Source organism: Sphingomonas paucimobilis NBRC 13935 (assembly GCF_000739895.2).
Taxonomy (GTDB): Bacteria; Pseudomonadota; Alphaproteobacteria; order Sphingomonadales; family Sphingomonadaceae; genus Sphingomonas; species Sphingomonas paucimobilis.
This window is the reverse complement of sequence record NZ_BBJS01000026.1, coordinates 1-15,574: the sequence shown is the minus strand read 5'-3', so window position 1 is coordinate 15,574 and position 15,574 is coordinate 1. Positions and strand designations below refer to the sequence as shown.

Below are 15,574 nucleotides of genomic sequence, written 5' to 3'. Positions count from 1 at the left end.
TAACGCTACGCTCTTCCGCGTAAAGAGCGGCTTAAATGGGGCGTCATACTTGACTCGCGCGCGCCATTGGGCCATGCGCGGCCCTTATATAGCGGCGGCTCCGGCTGCCGCTTTCGCTTTTTCACGCATACAGGAACCAGGTCATGGCCAAGCCGACCACCGTCAAGATCAAGCTCGTCAGCTCGGCTGATACCGGCTTCTTTTACGTCACCAAGAAGAACCCGCGCACCAAGACCGAGAAGCTGAGCTTCAACAAGTACGACCCGGTCGTGCGCAAGCATGTCGAATTCAAGGAAGCCAAGATCAAGTAATTGCGGGCGGCGACCTTCGGGTCGCCCCGTAAAGGCTTGAAGGCGTGAAGCCGCCGTCCCCATGGACGCGCGGCTTTTTGTCGTTGGGACGAACTTAGGCCGCCGCCGGATAAAGCGTGCGAATCAGCCAGTCGTGGAACAGCTTCACCGACTTCTGCTGGAGTGCGCGCGGGCGGCAGACGAACCAGTGGCTGTACGGGCTGTCCACCTCGATATCGAACAGGCGGACCAGACGCGGGTCCTGCGCATGTTCGAAATGGCTGGCATGCATGAAGGCGACGCCCAGCCCCTGCGCGGCGGCCTCCAGCATCAGGCCACCCGAGTCGAAAAAGTCGATCGCCTTGGGCTTGATGTTGGTCAGCCCCGCCGCCTGGCACCAGGCGGTGAAGGCATCGGGCATTTCGCGGTGCAGCAGCGCAGTCATGCCGTTCATCTGTTCGGGGCGGAGTAGGGGATGGGGGCCCTCGATCAGCCGCTTCGAGCCGATGACATAGACTTTGTTGAAATCCAGCCGCTTGGCATAGAGCGAGGGGTCGATGTCGCGGCCCAGCGCAATGACCGCGTCCAGCCCTTCGCCCAGCCGCGCGATGCCATGCCCGGCGGTATCGATGTCGAGATGCAGTTCGGGATGCGCCGCACGCAGCAGCCCCATATGCGGGAACAGTCGCTGCGCCGCATAGAGTGGCAGCACGCCGAGCCGCAGCCGCAACACCTCCTGCCCGCTGGTCATCGCCTCTACCGCATCGGACAATTGGTCGAGCAGCGGCGCGATCTGTTCCATCAGCGTCTGGCCGTCCTCATTGGGCACCATCGCCTGATGGCGCCGGGCGAACAGCGGCTTGCCGACGAAACGCTCCAGCGTCTGCACCCGCCGGCTGAGGGCGGGCGCGGACAGCGCCAGTTCCTCGGCGGCCGCCTTGATGGAGCCCAGGCGCACCACCTGGACGAAGGCTTCGATCGCACCCAAAGGGGGGAGCCTGCGCATCTCACACCTGTCGTTTGATACCCTCTGGGCCAGAGGATTGCATAAAGTGCAATCATAGCCAAGCTTTTCGCACTTGCAACATAGCGTGCTGCGACGCAAAAGGAACGGGCCTTTCAGGCATCCTCTCCTAAAAACTTTTACGGGCTGGTCGTTTCGATCGGCCCTTTTTTTTGTCTCCATTCGGCGGTCCGCCCTTTCACGGGCAGGAACCCGCCCCCAAGTCCCGCGCTTTCGTGTTTCAGATACTGGGCAAGGGACGATCATGGCCGACAGCGACGCGCCGACCCGCAAGATACAGGTGGCGAACAGCCGCCCCGAGGATTCCGGGCGCGGCCTGGCCCATCTTCCGCGCACGCTGATGGCGGCACTGGGCATTACCGAGGGCGATGTCGTCGAGATCGTCGGCAAACAGGCGACCCCGGCGCGCGCCGTCGCGCCCTATCCGGAAGATGAAGGCCTCGACCTGCTGCGTATCGACGGGTTGCAGCGGGCCAATGCCGGGGTCGGCTCGGGCGATTTCGTCGAGGTGCGGCGCGTCGAATCGAAACCTGCGACTCGCGTGGTGTTCGCACCCGCCCAGCAGAATCTGCGGCTCCAAGGTTCGGCGCAGGCGTTGAAGCGGACCTTCTTCAATCGTCCGCTCTGTCAGGGCGACGTGGTGGCGACCGCCGGGCAACAGCGCGTCACCAACATGCCGCCGGGCGTCGCGCAGTTCATGAACGCGCCGGCCTATGCATTGCAGGAAATCCGCCTCGCGGTCGTGGCGGCCAGCCCCAAGGGTGTGGTCCATATCGATGAAAATACCGAGGTCGAGTTGCGCCCCGAATATGAGGAACCGCGCGAAGCCCGGCGCGCCGATGTCACCTATGACGATATCGGCGGCATGGCCTCGACCATCGACCAGTTGCGCGAGATGGTCGAACTGCCGCTGCGTTATCCCGAATTGTTCGAGCGGCTGGGCGTCGAGCCGCCCAAGGGCGTGCTGCTCCATGGCCCGCCCGGTACGGGCAAGACGCGGCTCGCCCGTGCTGTGGCCAACGAGTCGGATGCGCAATTCTTCCTGATCAACGGGCCGGAGATCATGGGCTCGGCCTATGGCGAGTCCGAACAGCGCCTGCGCGAGATCTTCGAGGAGGCGACCAAGTCCGCCCCCTCGATCGTCTTCATCGACGAGATCGACTCGATCGCCCCAAAACGCGACCGGGTGCAGGGCGAAGCGGAAAAGCGCTTGGTCGCGCAGCTCCTCACCCTGATGGACGGGCTGGAAGCGCGCGCGAATCTCGTCATCATCGCCGCCACCAACCGCCCCGAGGCGATCGACGAGGCGCTGCGGCGGCCGGGCCGGTTCGACCGCGAAATCGTGGTCGGCGTCCCCGACGAGCGCGGGCGGCGTGAGATTCTGGGCATTCATACACGTGGTATGCCTTTGGGAGACAAGGTCGATCTGGCCGAGCTGGCGCGGACGACCTTCGGTTTCGTCGGCGCCGATCTGGCCGCGCTGACCCGTGAGGCGGCGATCGAGGCGGTGCGGCGGATCATGCCGCGCCTCAATCTGGAAGAGCGGACGATCCCCGCTGAAGTGCTCGACACGCTGTCGGTGACGCGCGAGGACTTCATGGAGGCGTTGAAGCGCGTCCAGCCCTCGGCGATGCGCGAGGTGATGGTGCAGGCGCCGACCGTTCGCTGGGAGGATGTCGGCGGGCTCGACACCGCGCAGATGAAGCTGAAGGAAGGCGTCGAACTGCCGCTCAAGGACCCGGATGCCTTCCGGCGCCTAGGCATTCGGCCGGCCAAGGGTTTCCTGCTCTATGGCCCGCCCGGCACCGGCAAGACGCTACTCGCCAAGGCGGTCGCGCGCGAGGCGGAGGCGAATTTCATCGCCACCAAGTCGAGTGACCTGCTCTCCAAATGGTATGGCGAGAGCGAGCAGCAGATCACCCGGCTGTTCCAGCGGGCGCGGCAGGTGGCGCCGACGGTGATCTTCATCGACGAACTCGATTCGCTGGTGCCCGCGCGCGGTGGCGGGCTGGGCGAGCCGCAGGTGATCGAGCGGGTGGTCAACACCATCCTCGCCGAGATGGATGGGTTGGAGGAGCTTCAGTCGGTCGTCGTCATCGGCGCGACCAACCGGCCCAATCTGGTCGACCCCGCACTGCTCCGGCCGGGGCGGTTCGACGAGCTCATCTATGTCGGCGTGCCCGACAAGGCGGGGCGTCGGCGAATCTTGGGCATCCACACCGCCAAGATGCCGCTCGCGGCGGATGTCGATCTGGACGATGTGGCGGCACGCACCGACCGCTTCACCGGCGCGGATCTGGGCGATGTGGTGCGCCGCGCGGGCCTGATCGCGCTGCGCCGCTCGATCGGGGCGAGCGAGGTCGATATGGCGGCGTTCGACGAAGCGCTGACCGAGGCGCGGGCGAGCGTCACCCCGGAGATGGAGCGCGATTACGAACAGATCGCGGCCAAGCTGAAGCAGGAAGCGGCGGCGATCCAGCCGATCGGCTTCATCGCACCGGGGATGCTGACGCCGCGCGGCGACAAGCAGCCGTAACGCCCGATCCGTCGCCCTGGGGACTCTCGGGCCTTTCTCGATCGGCAGGCCGCCGGTGGGGAAAGGCCCCCATCTTCACGGGAAGGCTTACGCTTTCCACCGATAACTGCGCCCGACCGCCGCTACCGCGACCTCATACGCGGAATACCAATCCGCCCGGCCCTGGTTGCGGATCGCGGCATGGTCCGGATGCGCGCGCCAGGCCAGCGCGCTCGCCTCGTCGGCCCACCAACTGACGGTGATCCCCAACCCGTCCGCGCCGCGCGCACTGTCGACGCCGCAATAGCCCGGTTGCCGCGCAGCGAGGGCCGCCATCGTCTCGGCCGCCCCGGCATAGCCCGCCGGATCGCTATCTGTCCGTTGCGACACGAAAATTACCGCAATCTGCCCCGTTCGATCCATTATCCGCCCCCTTGCACCTGTCCGCTTTGCGACGGAATGCACCCCTTGCGCGCAACCCAATAGCTTGAAAGTCGTTCGGCACCTGTGCGACGAGGGGGTTTCCCTCGCGCGTCCTCCTCGCGGGGATCACGAACGACAGGAACTCGATGCCCAGCTCGACCACCGCCGCGCGCAAGTCCCGCACCGACGCCACGGGTTATCCATCGCCCGGCCAGATGTTCTTTCAGCAGTTCCTGAAGCATCCGGTGATGGTCGGCTCGATCATTCCGTCGTCGGGCAAGCTGATCCGCAAGATGCTCGCGCCCGTCGATTGGGCCAACACCAAGCTGTTCGTCGAATATGGCCCGGGCGTCGGCACCTTCTGCAGGCCGATCCTGGAGCGGATGGCGCCCGACGCGATGCTGATCGCGATCGATACCAATGCCGATTTCTGCGATTATCTGCGCCACACCATCATCGATTCGCGCTTCAAGGCGGTGAACGGATCGGCGGCGGACGTGCAGAAGATCGTGCGCGACCATGGCTTCGACCATGCCGACTATGTCCTGTCGGGTCTTCCTTTCTCGACCCTGCCGCCCGGCGTCGGCCCGGCGATCGCGCAAGGCACGCATGCCGTGCTGCGCCCCGGTGGCGCCTTCCTGGTCTATCAGTTCAGCCCCAAGGTGAAGGACTTCCTGGTTCCGCACTGGGACAATATTGATCATGACATGGAATGGTGGAACGTGCCGCCGGCGCAGCTTTACTGGGCCTGGAAGGACTGAAACAATCCTCCCCGTGCCGGGGAGGATCAATCGCCGTCGGGCGACTCGATCCCGAAATTGAGTCCCCGCGACACCGACGGATCGATCACCGCGATCAGCAGATAGGCCGCGAACTGGCGCAGCCGCTGGAACCAGCCGGTATGGCGCTTATACCATTCCGGCGTGATCGCCTCCGACCGCGCAACCTCGCCATCGATATAGGCGCGGACATGCGCGGCGAAGGCGATATCCTTGATCCGGAGCATCAGCTCCAGATTCACGAACAGGCTGCGCATATCGAAATTGGCCGAGCCGACATGCACCGCATCGTCGATCACATATAATTTCGTGTGCAGCTTGGTCAGCTGATATTCGAAGATGCGTACCCCCTTGCGCAGCAACCCGGCATAGGTGAAGCGCGCCGCCGCGATCGTTGCCTCATTGTCGGATTTGCCGGCGGTCACGATCCGCACCTCGGCGTCGCGGCGTCCGGCGCGATCCAGCCGGCGCAGCATGGTGGGGCTGGGGGTGAAATAGGCGGCGATCACGTCGATCCGCCGCCCGCGTCGCATATCGTCGCGCACCGTGCGAGCCCACGGCGATAGCCGCCGCGTCGGCCCGCCGATCAGCCAGCGCAGCCGTCCCGTCGACTCGCTCCAATGCGCCAGCGCGCGGTTCAGGTCGCGCAGCCGACCCTTGGGATTTTCCGTCCAGGCGAACAGCGCATCGAAATAGCCCGCCATACGCGCCGCCGCCGGTCCTTCGAGCAGCAGCCCCAGGTCGCGCCAGCTCTGATCGGCGGGGGTGCCGAAATAATCATCCTCGATATTGAAACCGCCGATGATGATCCGGGGATCGCGCCCGGCATCGGCGAGTGCCAGCTTCTGGTGATTGCGCAGGAGGTAGCGGCGACCGAACCGCGGCTCGAACCGGGACAGCCGCGCCCCCGCCTCGACCAGCGGGCGAAAGAATTCCTCGTCCGCGCCCGCGCCGAAGCCGTCGACGATCACCGTTACCGCCACCCCGCGCCGGGTGGCGGCGATCATCGCGTCGCGCACCCGCCGCCCGGTCGCATCGTCGGCATAGATATAATAGAGGATGCGCAGGCTCTCCCGCGCCCCCCCGATCAGCGCCAGCAACGCCTCCAGCCGTCGCGGTCCCGTGTCGAGCAGGGTTAGCCGATGCCCGTCCACCTGGAATAGGGGTTGTTCGGGAGGCGAGGGGGCGGAAATGATGCGGGTTCTCCGGCGAATGATTCTGTCGAAAACGTAACGGTCGAGGTGACAGGCGCGTTGCACCGGCCATGGCTTTTGACTTGGGGCGGCTTTGCTGCTAGGCGGCCTGCTTTCATCCCAGCATTATTTGCGAAGGACACACGCATGGCGCGCGTCACCGTCGAGGATTGCGTCGACAAGGTTCCCAACCGTTTCGATCTGGTGCTGTTCGCGGCGCAGCGGGCCCGTCAGATTTCGGGCGGCGCGGATCTGACCGTCGATCGCGATCGCGATAAAAATCCGGTCGTCGCTCTGCGCGAGATCGCCGAGGAAACCGTTCGTCCGACTCATCTGGAAGAAGCTGTCGTCAACAGCCTGCAGCGCGTCCAGATCGACGACGAGGACGAGGCGGACGATGTCGGCAGCCTGCAGGCCTCTGCCGAGGCGCTGCGTCTGACTGCCGCTGCCCCGCCGCGCAACCAGAATCTGGGTGCCGATTACGACGGCTGATCCGCCGTTCCGGTAACAGGATATGAAAAGGGCCGGTGCGAACGCTCGCACCGGCCCTTTTGCTATGCGGCGGACTCGCGGTCAGTAACCCCAGCCTCCGCCATGCCAATAATCCCAGCGTGCGGCATGTCGCTCATGCCGGGCAAAGCGGGCGTCGCGTCGTGCCTCGGCCCGCCGAACCGCGGCGGCATGGGCATAGGCGTCGGCGGCGCGGTAATCGCCATAATAGGCCGCGGTATCGGCGGCGCGCTGGTCGCGTCCGGCCTGATAGGCGTGGATTTCGGCTCCGCGCCCGGCGCGATGCGCCATGTAATCGTCATAGCGCCAGTCCTGCGCCTCGGCCGCCGTTGCCGCCACCATCGCCCCGCCGGCCAGGGCGAGCATTATGCCTGTCTTCAGCGTCTTCATGACCCATATTCCAATGCAATCTGGCTCCCGGTGACCAGGAAGCTGCGCGTTCTCGTCTGAACCGTCGGTGGCTGGCATGTTCATCGCGCAGGCAGCTTGGCCTTGGCGGAGGAAGGTCATCGGCCCATCCTCCGGTCTTGACGGGCGCTTAACCAATCTCGGGCAAGCTGAGGGTATGGAAATGCGCAAAATCTGCAGCGGGTGCCGGGACGGTATCGATTTCGACATCCCGTTTGCGATGGCGTTCCAGCCGATCGTCGATACCCGGACCGGTCGGCCCTTTGCCTATGAGGCGCTGGTCCGGGGGGCCGACGGCTCGGGCGCGTTCGGCGTTCTGTCGCGCGTGACCGACGAAAACCGCTACTCCTTCGATCAGGCGTGCCGGGTCAAGGCGATCGAAAGTGCCATGGCGGCCGGGCTGATGGAATCGGATGCGCGGCTGTCGATCAACTTCCTGCCCAATGCCGTCTATTCGCCGATGGCCTGTATCCAATTGACCATGCGCACGGCGCAGGCGGTGGCCATGCCGGTCGACCGGCTGATCTTCGAATTCACCGAGAATGAGGAAATGGGCTCGCCCGAGCATGTCACGGGCATCATCGATACCTATAAGCAGATCGGCTTTTCGGTCGCGATCGACGATTTCGGTGCCGGGCATTCGGGCCTCGACATGTTCGCGCGCTTCGTGCCCGACGAGATCAAGCTCGATATGGACCTGATCCGCGACATCGACACCAATGCGCGTCGTCGCGCCATCGTGCGGTCGATGGTGGGCATGTGCCAGGAACTCGACACGCTGCTGATCGCCGAGGGCATTGAGACCGCGGCCGAAGCGGCGGTGCTGAACGACTTGGGTGTCCGCTATCACCAGGGCTACTGGTATGCCCGGCCCGAACTCGAACGCCTGCCGCAGATTCGGGCGGAGGCACTGGCCGGCTGAACAGGATGGGTGGCGCCGTCCTCGGCACCACCCAGTATCCCTCAATAGGCGTAGGCTCGCACCAGATCGTAGAGATAGTCGCGCCCGTCATAGAGCGACTTGACCGGAATCCGCTCGTTCAGGCCGTGGATGCCCGACATATCCTTCTCGATGAAGATGCCCGGCGCGCCGTAGACGGGGATGCCGATCGCCTGGAAGAAGATGCCGTCGGTCGCGCCGGTCGACATCATCGGCACCATCGCGACGCCGGGGAAGTGCTTGGCCGCGACCGCCTTCATCGGGCCGATGATCTTCGGGTCCAGCTTGGGCGGGATCGCGGTCGGGCGCACCGGCTGGTTGGCGGTGACGGTGATCTTGGGCCCCGCCAATGCCTTCAGCTTCGCCAGCGTCCCCTCGACCGTCTCGCCGGGAAAGATGCGGCAGTTGATATTGGCGGTCGCGCGCTGGGGCAGGGCGTTTTCGGCATGGCCGGCCTGCAGCAGCGTCGCGACGCAGGTGGTGCGCAGCGTGGAGTGCAGCGCCTTGTCGCGGCTGACGATCGCATCGGCCGCCTTGTCGGTCGGATCGGCGAGCAACCGGGTGATCGCATCGCCCAGCTGGCCGCCGACGCGCTGTGCGGTCGCGGTCAGGAAGGCGCGGGTCGTATCGGTCAGGATGACGGGAAATTCGTAACCCTGCACCGCCTTCACCGCATCGGCGAGCTCATAGATCGCGTTTTCCGGCGTCGGTTGCGAGCTGTGGCCGCCGGGGTTGGTGGCCAGGAAGGTGTAGTTCTGCGCCGCCTTCTCGCCGACCTGTACCGCCAGCAGCTGCCGCTGTCCTTGGTCGTCGAGCCGACCGCCGCCGCCCTCGTTCAGGACGAACTCGGCGGCGATCAGATCGGGCTTGTTCTTGGCCAGCCATTCCGCGCCGTTGAAGGCGAAGGTCGTCTCCTCGCCACAGGTCAGCGCCATCTTGATCGTGCGCTTGGGCGGCGTCTTCTTCAGGCGGATCATGGTATCGGCCCAGACCGCGCTCATCGCCTTGTCGTCGACAGTGCCGCGACCGTAATAATAGCCGCCTTCCTCGATCAGCTTGAACGGATCGCGGGTCCAGTCCTCGCGCTTGGCCTCGACCACGTCGAGATGGCCGAGCAGCAGCATCGGCTTCAGCCTCTTGTCGGTGCCGGGCAGGACCGCGACGATGCCACCGTCCTTGGGATGGTCGGGCACCGAGAACAGGGTGATGTCGGCGTCGCTATAGCCCGCCGTCTTCAGCCGGTCGGCGATCTGCGACGCGGCCTGGGTACAGCTGCCCACCGACAGCGCGGTGTTGGTCTCGATTAGCTGTTTGTAGAGGTCGAAGAACGCCTTCTGGTCGGGCCGATACTGTGCCGCCGCGAGGCCGGGCAGTATCGCCCCGGGAATCGCCAGTGCTGCGGCCACCCCGCCGAGCCATTTTGCCAACCGCATATGATCCCCCTCTTTTTCCCGTGTCGGCGGGGAATAGAGCGTGTCGGGACGGTGCGCGCAAGTCGTTGGCGGTGATGCCCCTCCACCACGCCCTTGGGGAGGGGGACCATCCGAAGGATGGTGGAGGGGCATGGCCGCAGGCCATACCCGCGAGCGGCAGGAAACGCGCCTAATCCTTTGCCCCGGACCGTTTTCGCGCTAGCAGTCGCCGATGGACCAGCCCGACATTGCCGCTCGCCCCCGCCTGATCTCGCCCTCGCTGTTCGCGCTGTCGATCTTCTACGGCGGCATGGTGTGTATCGCGGGCGTGCTGGGCAACAAGCAGGTGGCGCTGGGGCCGCTGGCGGTGGAGGCGGGGATCTTCGCCTTCCTGCTGCTGGTCGTGACGTCGAGCGCGGTCGCCGAACTGCATGGGCCGCAGGTCGCCGGGCGGCTGGTGCGGGTGGGCTTCGTGCCGTTGCTGGTGTCGCTGGCGCTGTCCTTCATCGTCTATTCGCTGCCCGCCTCGCCCGAGATGGTCCCGGCCAATCGCGACGCGATCCAGCTGGTGCTGGGGTCCACCTGGCGGATCTGGCTGGGCGGTATCGTCGCTTACGGCGTGTCGCAGACGCTGAACGTCACCATCTTCGCCGCGCTGAAGGGCAGGGAGGGCGGCAAGCTCCTCTGGCTGCGCGCGGCGATCGCCAGCATGCTCAGCCAGATCGTCGACACGCTGCTGTTCGTGACCATCGCCTTTTACGGCGAGTTTCCGATCGGCCCGCTGATCGTGGGCCAGATGATCGCCAAAGTCGCGCTGTCCGCCATACTGATCCCGCCGCTGATCTATGTGTTCGTGGGGTTGGGGCGCAAGCTGGACCGGGCCTGACCTCGACACCGGACATATTGCCGGTTTTCCCCGCCGCCGCCCCGCGATAAAGGGCGGGGATGACCAACCACGATCCCGACGCCGCCCTGCTCGCCAAGGCCGAGACGCTGACCGAGGCGTTGCCCTATCTCCAGCGTTACGCGGGCAAGACCTTCGTGGTGAAATATGGCGGCCACGCCATGGGCGCTCCCGAGCGGCAGCGCGACTTCGCCGAGGACATGGTCCTCCTGAAGGCGGTCGGCATCAATCCGGTAGTTGTCCACGGCGGCGGGCCGCAGATCGGCGCGATGCTCAAGCGGCTGGGCGTCGAGTCGCAGTTCGTCAACGGCCTGCGCGTCACCGACAAGGAAACGGCGCAGATCGCCGAGATGGTTCTGGCGGGATCGATCAACAAGGAAATCGTCAGCTGGATCGCCGCCGCCGGGGGCCGCGCGGTCGGCATCTCGGGCAAGGATGCCGGCCTGGTCATCGCCGAGAAGGTGCAGGGTCGCGAGGCCGATCCGCTGAAGGGCATCGAGCGCCATGTCGATCTGGGCTTCGTCGGCGAGCCGGTGTCGGTCGACCCGCGCCTGATCGAAAGCCTGTGCGCCGACGGCATCATCCCCGTGATCGCGCCGGTCGGTATCGGGCTGGACGGGCACACCTATAACATCAACGCCGACACCATGGCGGGCGCGATCGCCGCGCGACTGGGTGCGTCGCGCTTCTTCCTGCTGACCGATGTCGCGGGCGTGCTGGACAAGCAGGGCGAGTTGATGACCGACCTGAACCCGGCGCGGATCGCGGAACTGCGCGCCGACGGGACGATCTCGGGCGGGATGATCCCCAAGCTGGACACCTGCGTCTCCGCGGTCGAGGCCGGGGTGGATGCGGCGGTGATCCTGGATGGGCGCGTGCCGCATGGGATGCTCCTGGAGATCTTCACCAAGCAGGGTGCGGGTACGCTCGTCCGCCGGTAGCTTTTGGTCTGAGGCGAGGTTGGGGCGTGGCCTTCGACTTCGCTCAGGCTGAAGGGAGTTTGGGGGATAGGGCGTTATACAAGCACCCGTTCAGGCTGAGCGAAGTCGAAGCCCACGCCCCACCGCCCACCAAGAAAACGGAAAGCGGTTAGAAATCGACCGCGATCCCCTTCAATTCCCAATCGCCATAGCGCACCGGATTCTTCCCCAACGGGTCCTCCTGCGGCTCGGGCTTGGCCTCGGGCTGCGGCACCGGCGGGTTCTGCGACAGATAGGCGGGCGGTTTCACATGGTCGGGGCGCTGGCCCATGGGCGGTCCTTTCGACTAAAGGGCGATGATTGCAGCCCATGTCGGGGCTGACAGGAGTTTTGCCAAGTGACACGTCCTCCCCAATCGCCGACCCGTGGCCGTCCCGATCGGCGCGGCGCCCCCAAGGGCGGTGATCGGCGCGGGGGACCGCAGCGCCCCTCCGAGCCGCTGGGCACCGCCACCCGCCGCGCCGCCATCCGCCTGCTCGACGCGGTGCTGCGCCGGGGCGAGCCGCTGGAGGCGGCGCTCGCCTCGGCGACGCGGGCGTTGTCGGGGGGGCCGGATCGCGGACTTGCCCATGCCATCGCGGCGGAGACGCTGCGCCGCCTGCCCGATCTCGACGCACTGATCGACTCGGCGACCAAGCAGCGGCTGCCCGATGATGCCAAGGCGCGCTTTGCCCTGCGTATCGCGCTCGTTCAGGTGCTGGCGCTGGGCACGCCGCCGCATGCCGCGATCGCGACCGTGCTGCCGCTGGTCGATGGCGGCCCGCGCAAGCTGGTCCACGGCGTGTTCAGCACCATCACCAAGAGCGGCGTGCTGCTCCCCGAAATTCCCGCACTGCCGGAGGCGACCGAAGCCCGCTGGGAAGAAAATTGGGGCGAGGAGATGGTCGAGGCCGCCGCCCATGCCATCGCGGCACCCCCGCCGCTCGACCTGACGCTGGCCGATCCGGCTGCGACCGGGGAATGGGCGGAAAAGCTGGGCGGGATCAGCCTGCTGCCCGGCCATGTCCGTTTGCCCTCGGGCAACTCGGTTATGGAGTTGCAGGGCTTCGACGAAGGCGCCTGGTGGGTGCAGGACCTCGCCGCCTCGATCCCCGCGCGCTTGTTGGGCGAGGGCAGGGGCCATGTCCTCGACCTGTGCGCCGCGCCGGGAGGCAAGACGTTGCAGTTGGCCGCCGCCGGTTGGACGGTCACCGCGATCGACCAGTCCGAGTCGCGACTCGCCCGGCTCGCCGAGAATCTGGAGCGCACCAACCAGTCGGCCGAGGTGGTGACGGCCGACCTGCGCGAATGGGAACCCAAGGAAGCCGCTGACGCGATCTTGGTCGACGCGCCGTGCAGCGCCAGCGGCATCTTCCGCCGCCACCCCGACGTGCTCTACCGCGTCCGCCCGGCAATCATCGCCGAGATGGCGGAATTGCAGCGCGTGATCCTGACCCGCGCCGCCAACTGGCTGAAGCCCGGCGGGAAAATGGTCTATGCCACCTGCTCGCTGGAGCCCGAAGAGGGTGAGCGTCAGATCGAAAGCTTCCTGGCCGAACGCCCCGATTACGCGCTCGTGCCCATCACCGGCGACTGGCCCGGCCTGACCGCCGAGGGTACGATCCGCACGCTGCCCACGCTCCTCGCAAAGGAGGGGCGGCTCGACGGTTTCTTCATCGCGATGTTGCAACGCAAAGGCTGACTTGGGCGCGATATCGGGGTACAGGCCACAACCATGCTTCCCGTGCGTATCGCTCCCTCCATCCTGTCCGCCGATTTCGCCCGCTTAGGCGAAGAAGTTCGGGCCATCGACGCCGCCGGCGCCGACTGGATCCACATCGATGTGATGGACGGGCATTTCGTGCCCAACATCACCATCGGCCCGGCGGTGGTGAAGGCGCTGCGCCCGCACACCGCCAAGCCGTTCGACGTGCATCTGATGATCTCGCCGATCGATGCCTATCTGGACGCCTTTGCCGAGGCAGGGGCGGACACGATCACCGTCCACCCGGAGGCGGGGCCGCACATCCATCGCACGATCCAGCATATCAAGGGATTGGGCAAGCGGGCCGGCGTTGTCTTGAACCCGGCCACGCCCGCCAAGATGCTCGACTATCTGATCGACATGGTCGACCTGGTCCTGGTGATGAGCGTGAATCCCGGCTTTGGCGGACAGAGCTTCATCGAAAGCCAGCTCAAGAAGATTTCGGCGATCCGCAAGATGATCGAGCATAGCGGACGCGCCATCGATCTGGAGGTCGATGGCGGTGTTGATCCGCACTGGGCCAAGCGCTGTATCGAGGCCGGAGCGGACGCCCTGGTCGCGGGGACGGCGGCCTTCCGGGGCGGTCCATCGCAATACACCGCCAACATCGCCGCCCTGCGCGGTTGACCCTGATGCGCGAAGCGACGGATGGTGGCGCGACCGCGCAGGGCGCCGACAGCATCGAGGAAGGCAAAAGGCTCGTCCGCGTCAGCACCGGGGGCCTGTCGCTCGCCGACCGGTTGAGCGAGCATCTCCACCGGCTGACCTGGCGCACCCCGCTGCATTCGCTGCGGCTGAAGGGGCGTCACCCCTTGAAGCTGATGGCGGTGCCCGAGGACCCGATCCTCGGTGATATGGAGCGCGGCCATGCGTTGCTCGGAGGCGTGCTCGACTGGCGTGGCGAGGAGCGCGGGGTCGAGTCGATCGATTTCGCCCATCCCGACTGGTCGACCGGTTTTGCCGATCATCTGCACAGCTTTGCGTGGTTGCGTGACCTATCGACCGTGGCGACGCGGGCGCAAGGCGCGCCGATCGCCGAATATCTGATGGGCCGCTGGCTCGATGCCTTTGCCGAGACGGTCGATGCGACGGCGTGGCGGCCCGATCTATGGGGCCGGCGCATCCTGTTCTGGACCGCGCATGCGCCGTTGATCCTGTCCTCGACCGACCTGGTCTATCGCTCGCGGGTGCTCAACACGCTGGCACGGGGCGCGCGGCATCTCGATCGCGGTGCGGACAAGGCGCCTGCGGGCGTGGCGCGCATTGCCGCCTGGTGCGGCGTGGTCGCGGCGGGACTGTTGCTGGCAGGGGGCGATCCGCGCCAGGCCTTTGGCGAGGCCGGACTGAACCGCGCGCTGGACACCGGGCTGTTCGGGGACGGCGGCGTCATCGCGCGCAGCCCTTCGGTACAGCTCGACGCGGTCATGCTGTTGACCATGATGCGTGAAGTCTATGACGCGCGCGGGCTGGTGTTTCCGGAGCATTTCCAGGCGCGGCTTCAGAAGATGATTTCGGCGCTGCTCGGCGTCATGCACGGCGACCGCGCGCTGTCGAGCTGGCAGGGATCGGGACCCGAGACGCCCGAGAAGATCGCCGCCGTCATCGAGGCGTCGGGTGTGCGCACCCGGCCGCTACGCCAGGCCGGCGACTGGGGCTATCAAAGGCTGGCGGCGGCGCAGGCGGTGCTGGTCATGGACGCCGCCCCCCCGCCGATCGCGCGGGCGATCGAGGGCGGATGCGCCTCGACCCTGGCCTTCGAATTCTCCGACGGCGCGCAGCGGATCGTCGTCAATTGCGGCGGCGCGCGTGCGACCGTGGCGCAGGTGCCCGCCAGCCTCGCGCACGGCCTGCGCACCACGGCGGCGCATTCGACGCTGACGCTGGGCGACAGCAACTCCACTGCCATCCATGCCGACGGCACGCTGGGGCGCGGCGTCGCAGAGGTGGAGCTCAGCCGCCAGGAATCGGACGCCGCCAGCCGCATCGAGGCGAGCCATGACGGCTATGTCCGCCGTTACGGCTTCACCCATCGTCGCCAGTTGCTGCTGACCGGCGACGGCCGCGAGTTGCGCGGCGAGGATGCGCTGTTGCCGCAGGGGCGCAAGCGGCAGGCGGGCAGCACGAGCTTCGCGCTGCGTTTCCATCTCGGCGACGGCGTGGAGGCGATGGTGACCGCCGAGAGCGGCCAGGCGATCCTGCGCCTCGACGACGGCGCGCTGTGGCAGTTCCGCTGCCGCGGCGGTGTGCTGGCGATCGAGGAGTCGCTGTGGATCGACGGCACCGGCCGTCCGGTCGCGACCCAGCAGCTCGTCGTGATCGGCGAGACTCCGGCCGGTGGTGCGCATGTCAGCTGGGCGTTCAAGCGGGCGCTCTGAGCGCATCAGCGCAAAGAGCGCCCGCCCCGGCGAAGGCCGGGGCCCAGTCGAACTATCAAATTCCTCCCCTGCAAGGG

General features: G+C 66.4%; 16 protein-coding genes. 10 read left to right on the top strand and 6 right to left on the bottom strand.

Annotation, left to right across the window (positions count from 1 at the left end):
• The first annotated feature begins 143 nt into the window (after positions 1-143).
• Complete coding sequence (gene rpmG / locus SP6_RS09165) at positions 144-311, top strand: 50S ribosomal protein L33 (protein ID WP_007407030.1); 168 nt, start codon at positions 144-146, stop codon at positions 309-311.
• A 94-nt stretch (positions 312-405) separates the two neighbouring features.
• On the opposite strand, the gene SP6_RS09160 is transcribed toward rpmG, so the two are convergent.
• Positions 406-1,296 (bottom strand): LysR substrate-binding domain-containing protein, encoded by an 891-nt coding sequence (locus SP6_RS09160; RefSeq protein ID WP_037570174.1) that lies wholly within the window; start codon positions 1,294-1,296, stop codon positions 406-408.
• A 262-nt stretch (positions 1,297-1,558) separates the two neighbouring features.
• Between SP6_RS09160 and SP6_RS09155 the strand changes: the two genes are divergently transcribed.
• Positions 1,559-3,850, top strand: coding sequence for a CDC48 family AAA ATPase (locus SP6_RS09155; protein ID WP_007407036.1), 2,292 nt, complete (start codon positions 1,559-1,561; stop codon positions 3,848-3,850).
• 87 nt (positions 3,851-3,937) lie between these two features.
• On the opposite strand, the gene SP6_RS09150 is transcribed toward SP6_RS09155, so the two are convergent.
• Positions 3,938-4,252 carry an antibiotic biosynthesis monooxygenase family protein gene (locus SP6_RS09150; protein WP_007407046.1) on the bottom strand — a complete coding sequence of 105 codons (315 nt, stop codon included), beginning with the start codon at positions 4,250-4,252 and terminating at the stop codon, positions 3,938-3,940.
• A gap of 146 nt (positions 4,253-4,398) precedes the next feature.
• Here SP6_RS09150 and SP6_RS09145 point away from each other — a divergent pair, with 146 nt between their 5' ends.
• The gene (locus SP6_RS09145) at positions 4,399-5,013 is read left to right on the top strand and encodes a class I SAM-dependent methyltransferase (protein WP_007407033.1); all 615 of its coding nucleotides are present in this window, start codon (positions 4,399-4,401) and stop codon (positions 5,011-5,013) included.
• 26 nt (positions 5,014-5,039) lie between these two features.
• On the opposite strand, the gene SP6_RS09140 is transcribed toward SP6_RS09145, so the two are convergent.
• Positions 5,040-6,185, bottom strand: coding sequence for a phospholipase D-like domain-containing protein (locus SP6_RS09140; RefSeq protein WP_007407042.1), 1,146 nt, complete (start codon positions 6,183-6,185; stop codon positions 5,040-5,042).
• A 186-nt stretch (positions 6,186-6,371) separates the two neighbouring features.
• Here SP6_RS09140 and rpoZ point away from each other — a divergent pair, with 186 nt between their 5' ends.
• Positions 6,372-6,716, top strand: a complete 345-nt coding sequence (rpoZ, locus tag SP6_RS09135; RefSeq protein WP_007407028.1) for a DNA-directed RNA polymerase subunit omega — start codon at positions 6,372-6,374, stop codon at positions 6,714-6,716.
• An 81-nt stretch (positions 6,717-6,797) separates the two neighbouring features.
• On the opposite strand, the gene SP6_RS09130 is transcribed toward rpoZ, so the two are convergent.
• The gene (locus SP6_RS09130) at positions 6,798-7,124 is read right to left on the bottom strand and encodes a hypothetical protein (RefSeq protein ID WP_007407040.1); all 327 of its coding nucleotides are present in this window, start codon (positions 7,122-7,124) and stop codon (positions 6,798-6,800) included.
• Between the two features lie 181 nt (positions 7,125-7,305).
• Here SP6_RS09130 and SP6_RS09125 point away from each other — a divergent pair, with 181 nt between their 5' ends.
• Positions 7,306-8,064 (top strand): EAL domain-containing protein, encoded by a 759-nt coding sequence (locus SP6_RS09125; RefSeq protein WP_007407025.1) that lies wholly within the window; start codon positions 7,306-7,308, stop codon positions 8,062-8,064.
• Positions 8,065-8,105: 41 nt separating this feature from the next.
• Here SP6_RS09125 and SP6_RS09120 read toward each other — a convergent pair whose 3' ends face one another.
• On the bottom strand, positions 8,106-9,515 hold the full coding sequence (locus SP6_RS09120) for a M20/M25/M40 family metallo-hydrolase (RefSeq protein WP_007407041.1): 1,410 nt from the start codon (positions 9,513-9,515) through the stop codon (positions 8,106-8,108).
• Positions 9,516-9,726: 211 nt separating this feature from the next.
• Between SP6_RS09120 and SP6_RS09115 the strand changes: the two genes are divergently transcribed.
• Positions 9,727-10,380, top strand: coding sequence for a queuosine precursor transporter (locus SP6_RS09115; RefSeq protein WP_007407027.1), 654 nt, complete (start codon positions 9,727-9,729; stop codon positions 10,378-10,380).
• Between the two features lie 59 nt (positions 10,381-10,439).
• Positions 10,440-11,339 carry an acetylglutamate kinase gene (gene argB, locus SP6_RS09110; RefSeq protein WP_007407035.1) on the top strand — a complete coding sequence of 300 codons (900 nt, stop codon included), beginning with the start codon at positions 10,440-10,442 and terminating at the stop codon, positions 11,337-11,339.
• 148 nt (positions 11,340-11,487) lie between these two features.
• Here argB and SP6_RS20385 read toward each other — a convergent pair whose 3' ends face one another.
• A complete protein-coding gene (locus tag SP6_RS20385) occupies positions 11,488-11,649 on the bottom strand; it encodes a DUF1674 domain-containing protein (RefSeq protein WP_007407029.1) in 162 nt (53 codons plus the stop codon).
• Between the two features lie 66 nt (positions 11,650-11,715).
• Between SP6_RS20385 and SP6_RS09105 the strand changes: the two genes are divergently transcribed.
• From SP6_RS09105 to SP6_RS09095, 3 genes are read left to right on the top strand one after another with little or no spacing between them, the layout of a single operon-like run.
• Positions 11,716-13,059: an RsmB/NOP family class I SAM-dependent RNA methyltransferase gene (locus SP6_RS09105; RefSeq protein ID WP_007407045.1), complete on the top strand. Its 1,344-nt coding sequence runs from the start codon at positions 11,716-11,718 to the stop codon at positions 13,057-13,059.
• Positions 13,060-13,092: 33 nt separating this feature from the next.
• A complete protein-coding gene (gene rpe / locus SP6_RS09100) occupies positions 13,093-13,749 on the top strand; it encodes a ribulose-phosphate 3-epimerase (RefSeq protein WP_037570171.1) in 657 nt (218 codons plus the stop codon).
• 5 nt (positions 13,750-13,754) lie between these two features.
• Complete coding sequence (locus SP6_RS09095; protein ID WP_037570169.1) at positions 13,755-15,497, top strand: heparinase II/III family protein; 1,743 nt, start codon at positions 13,755-13,757, stop codon at positions 15,495-15,497.
• Positions 15,498-15,574: the final 77 nt, after the last annotated feature.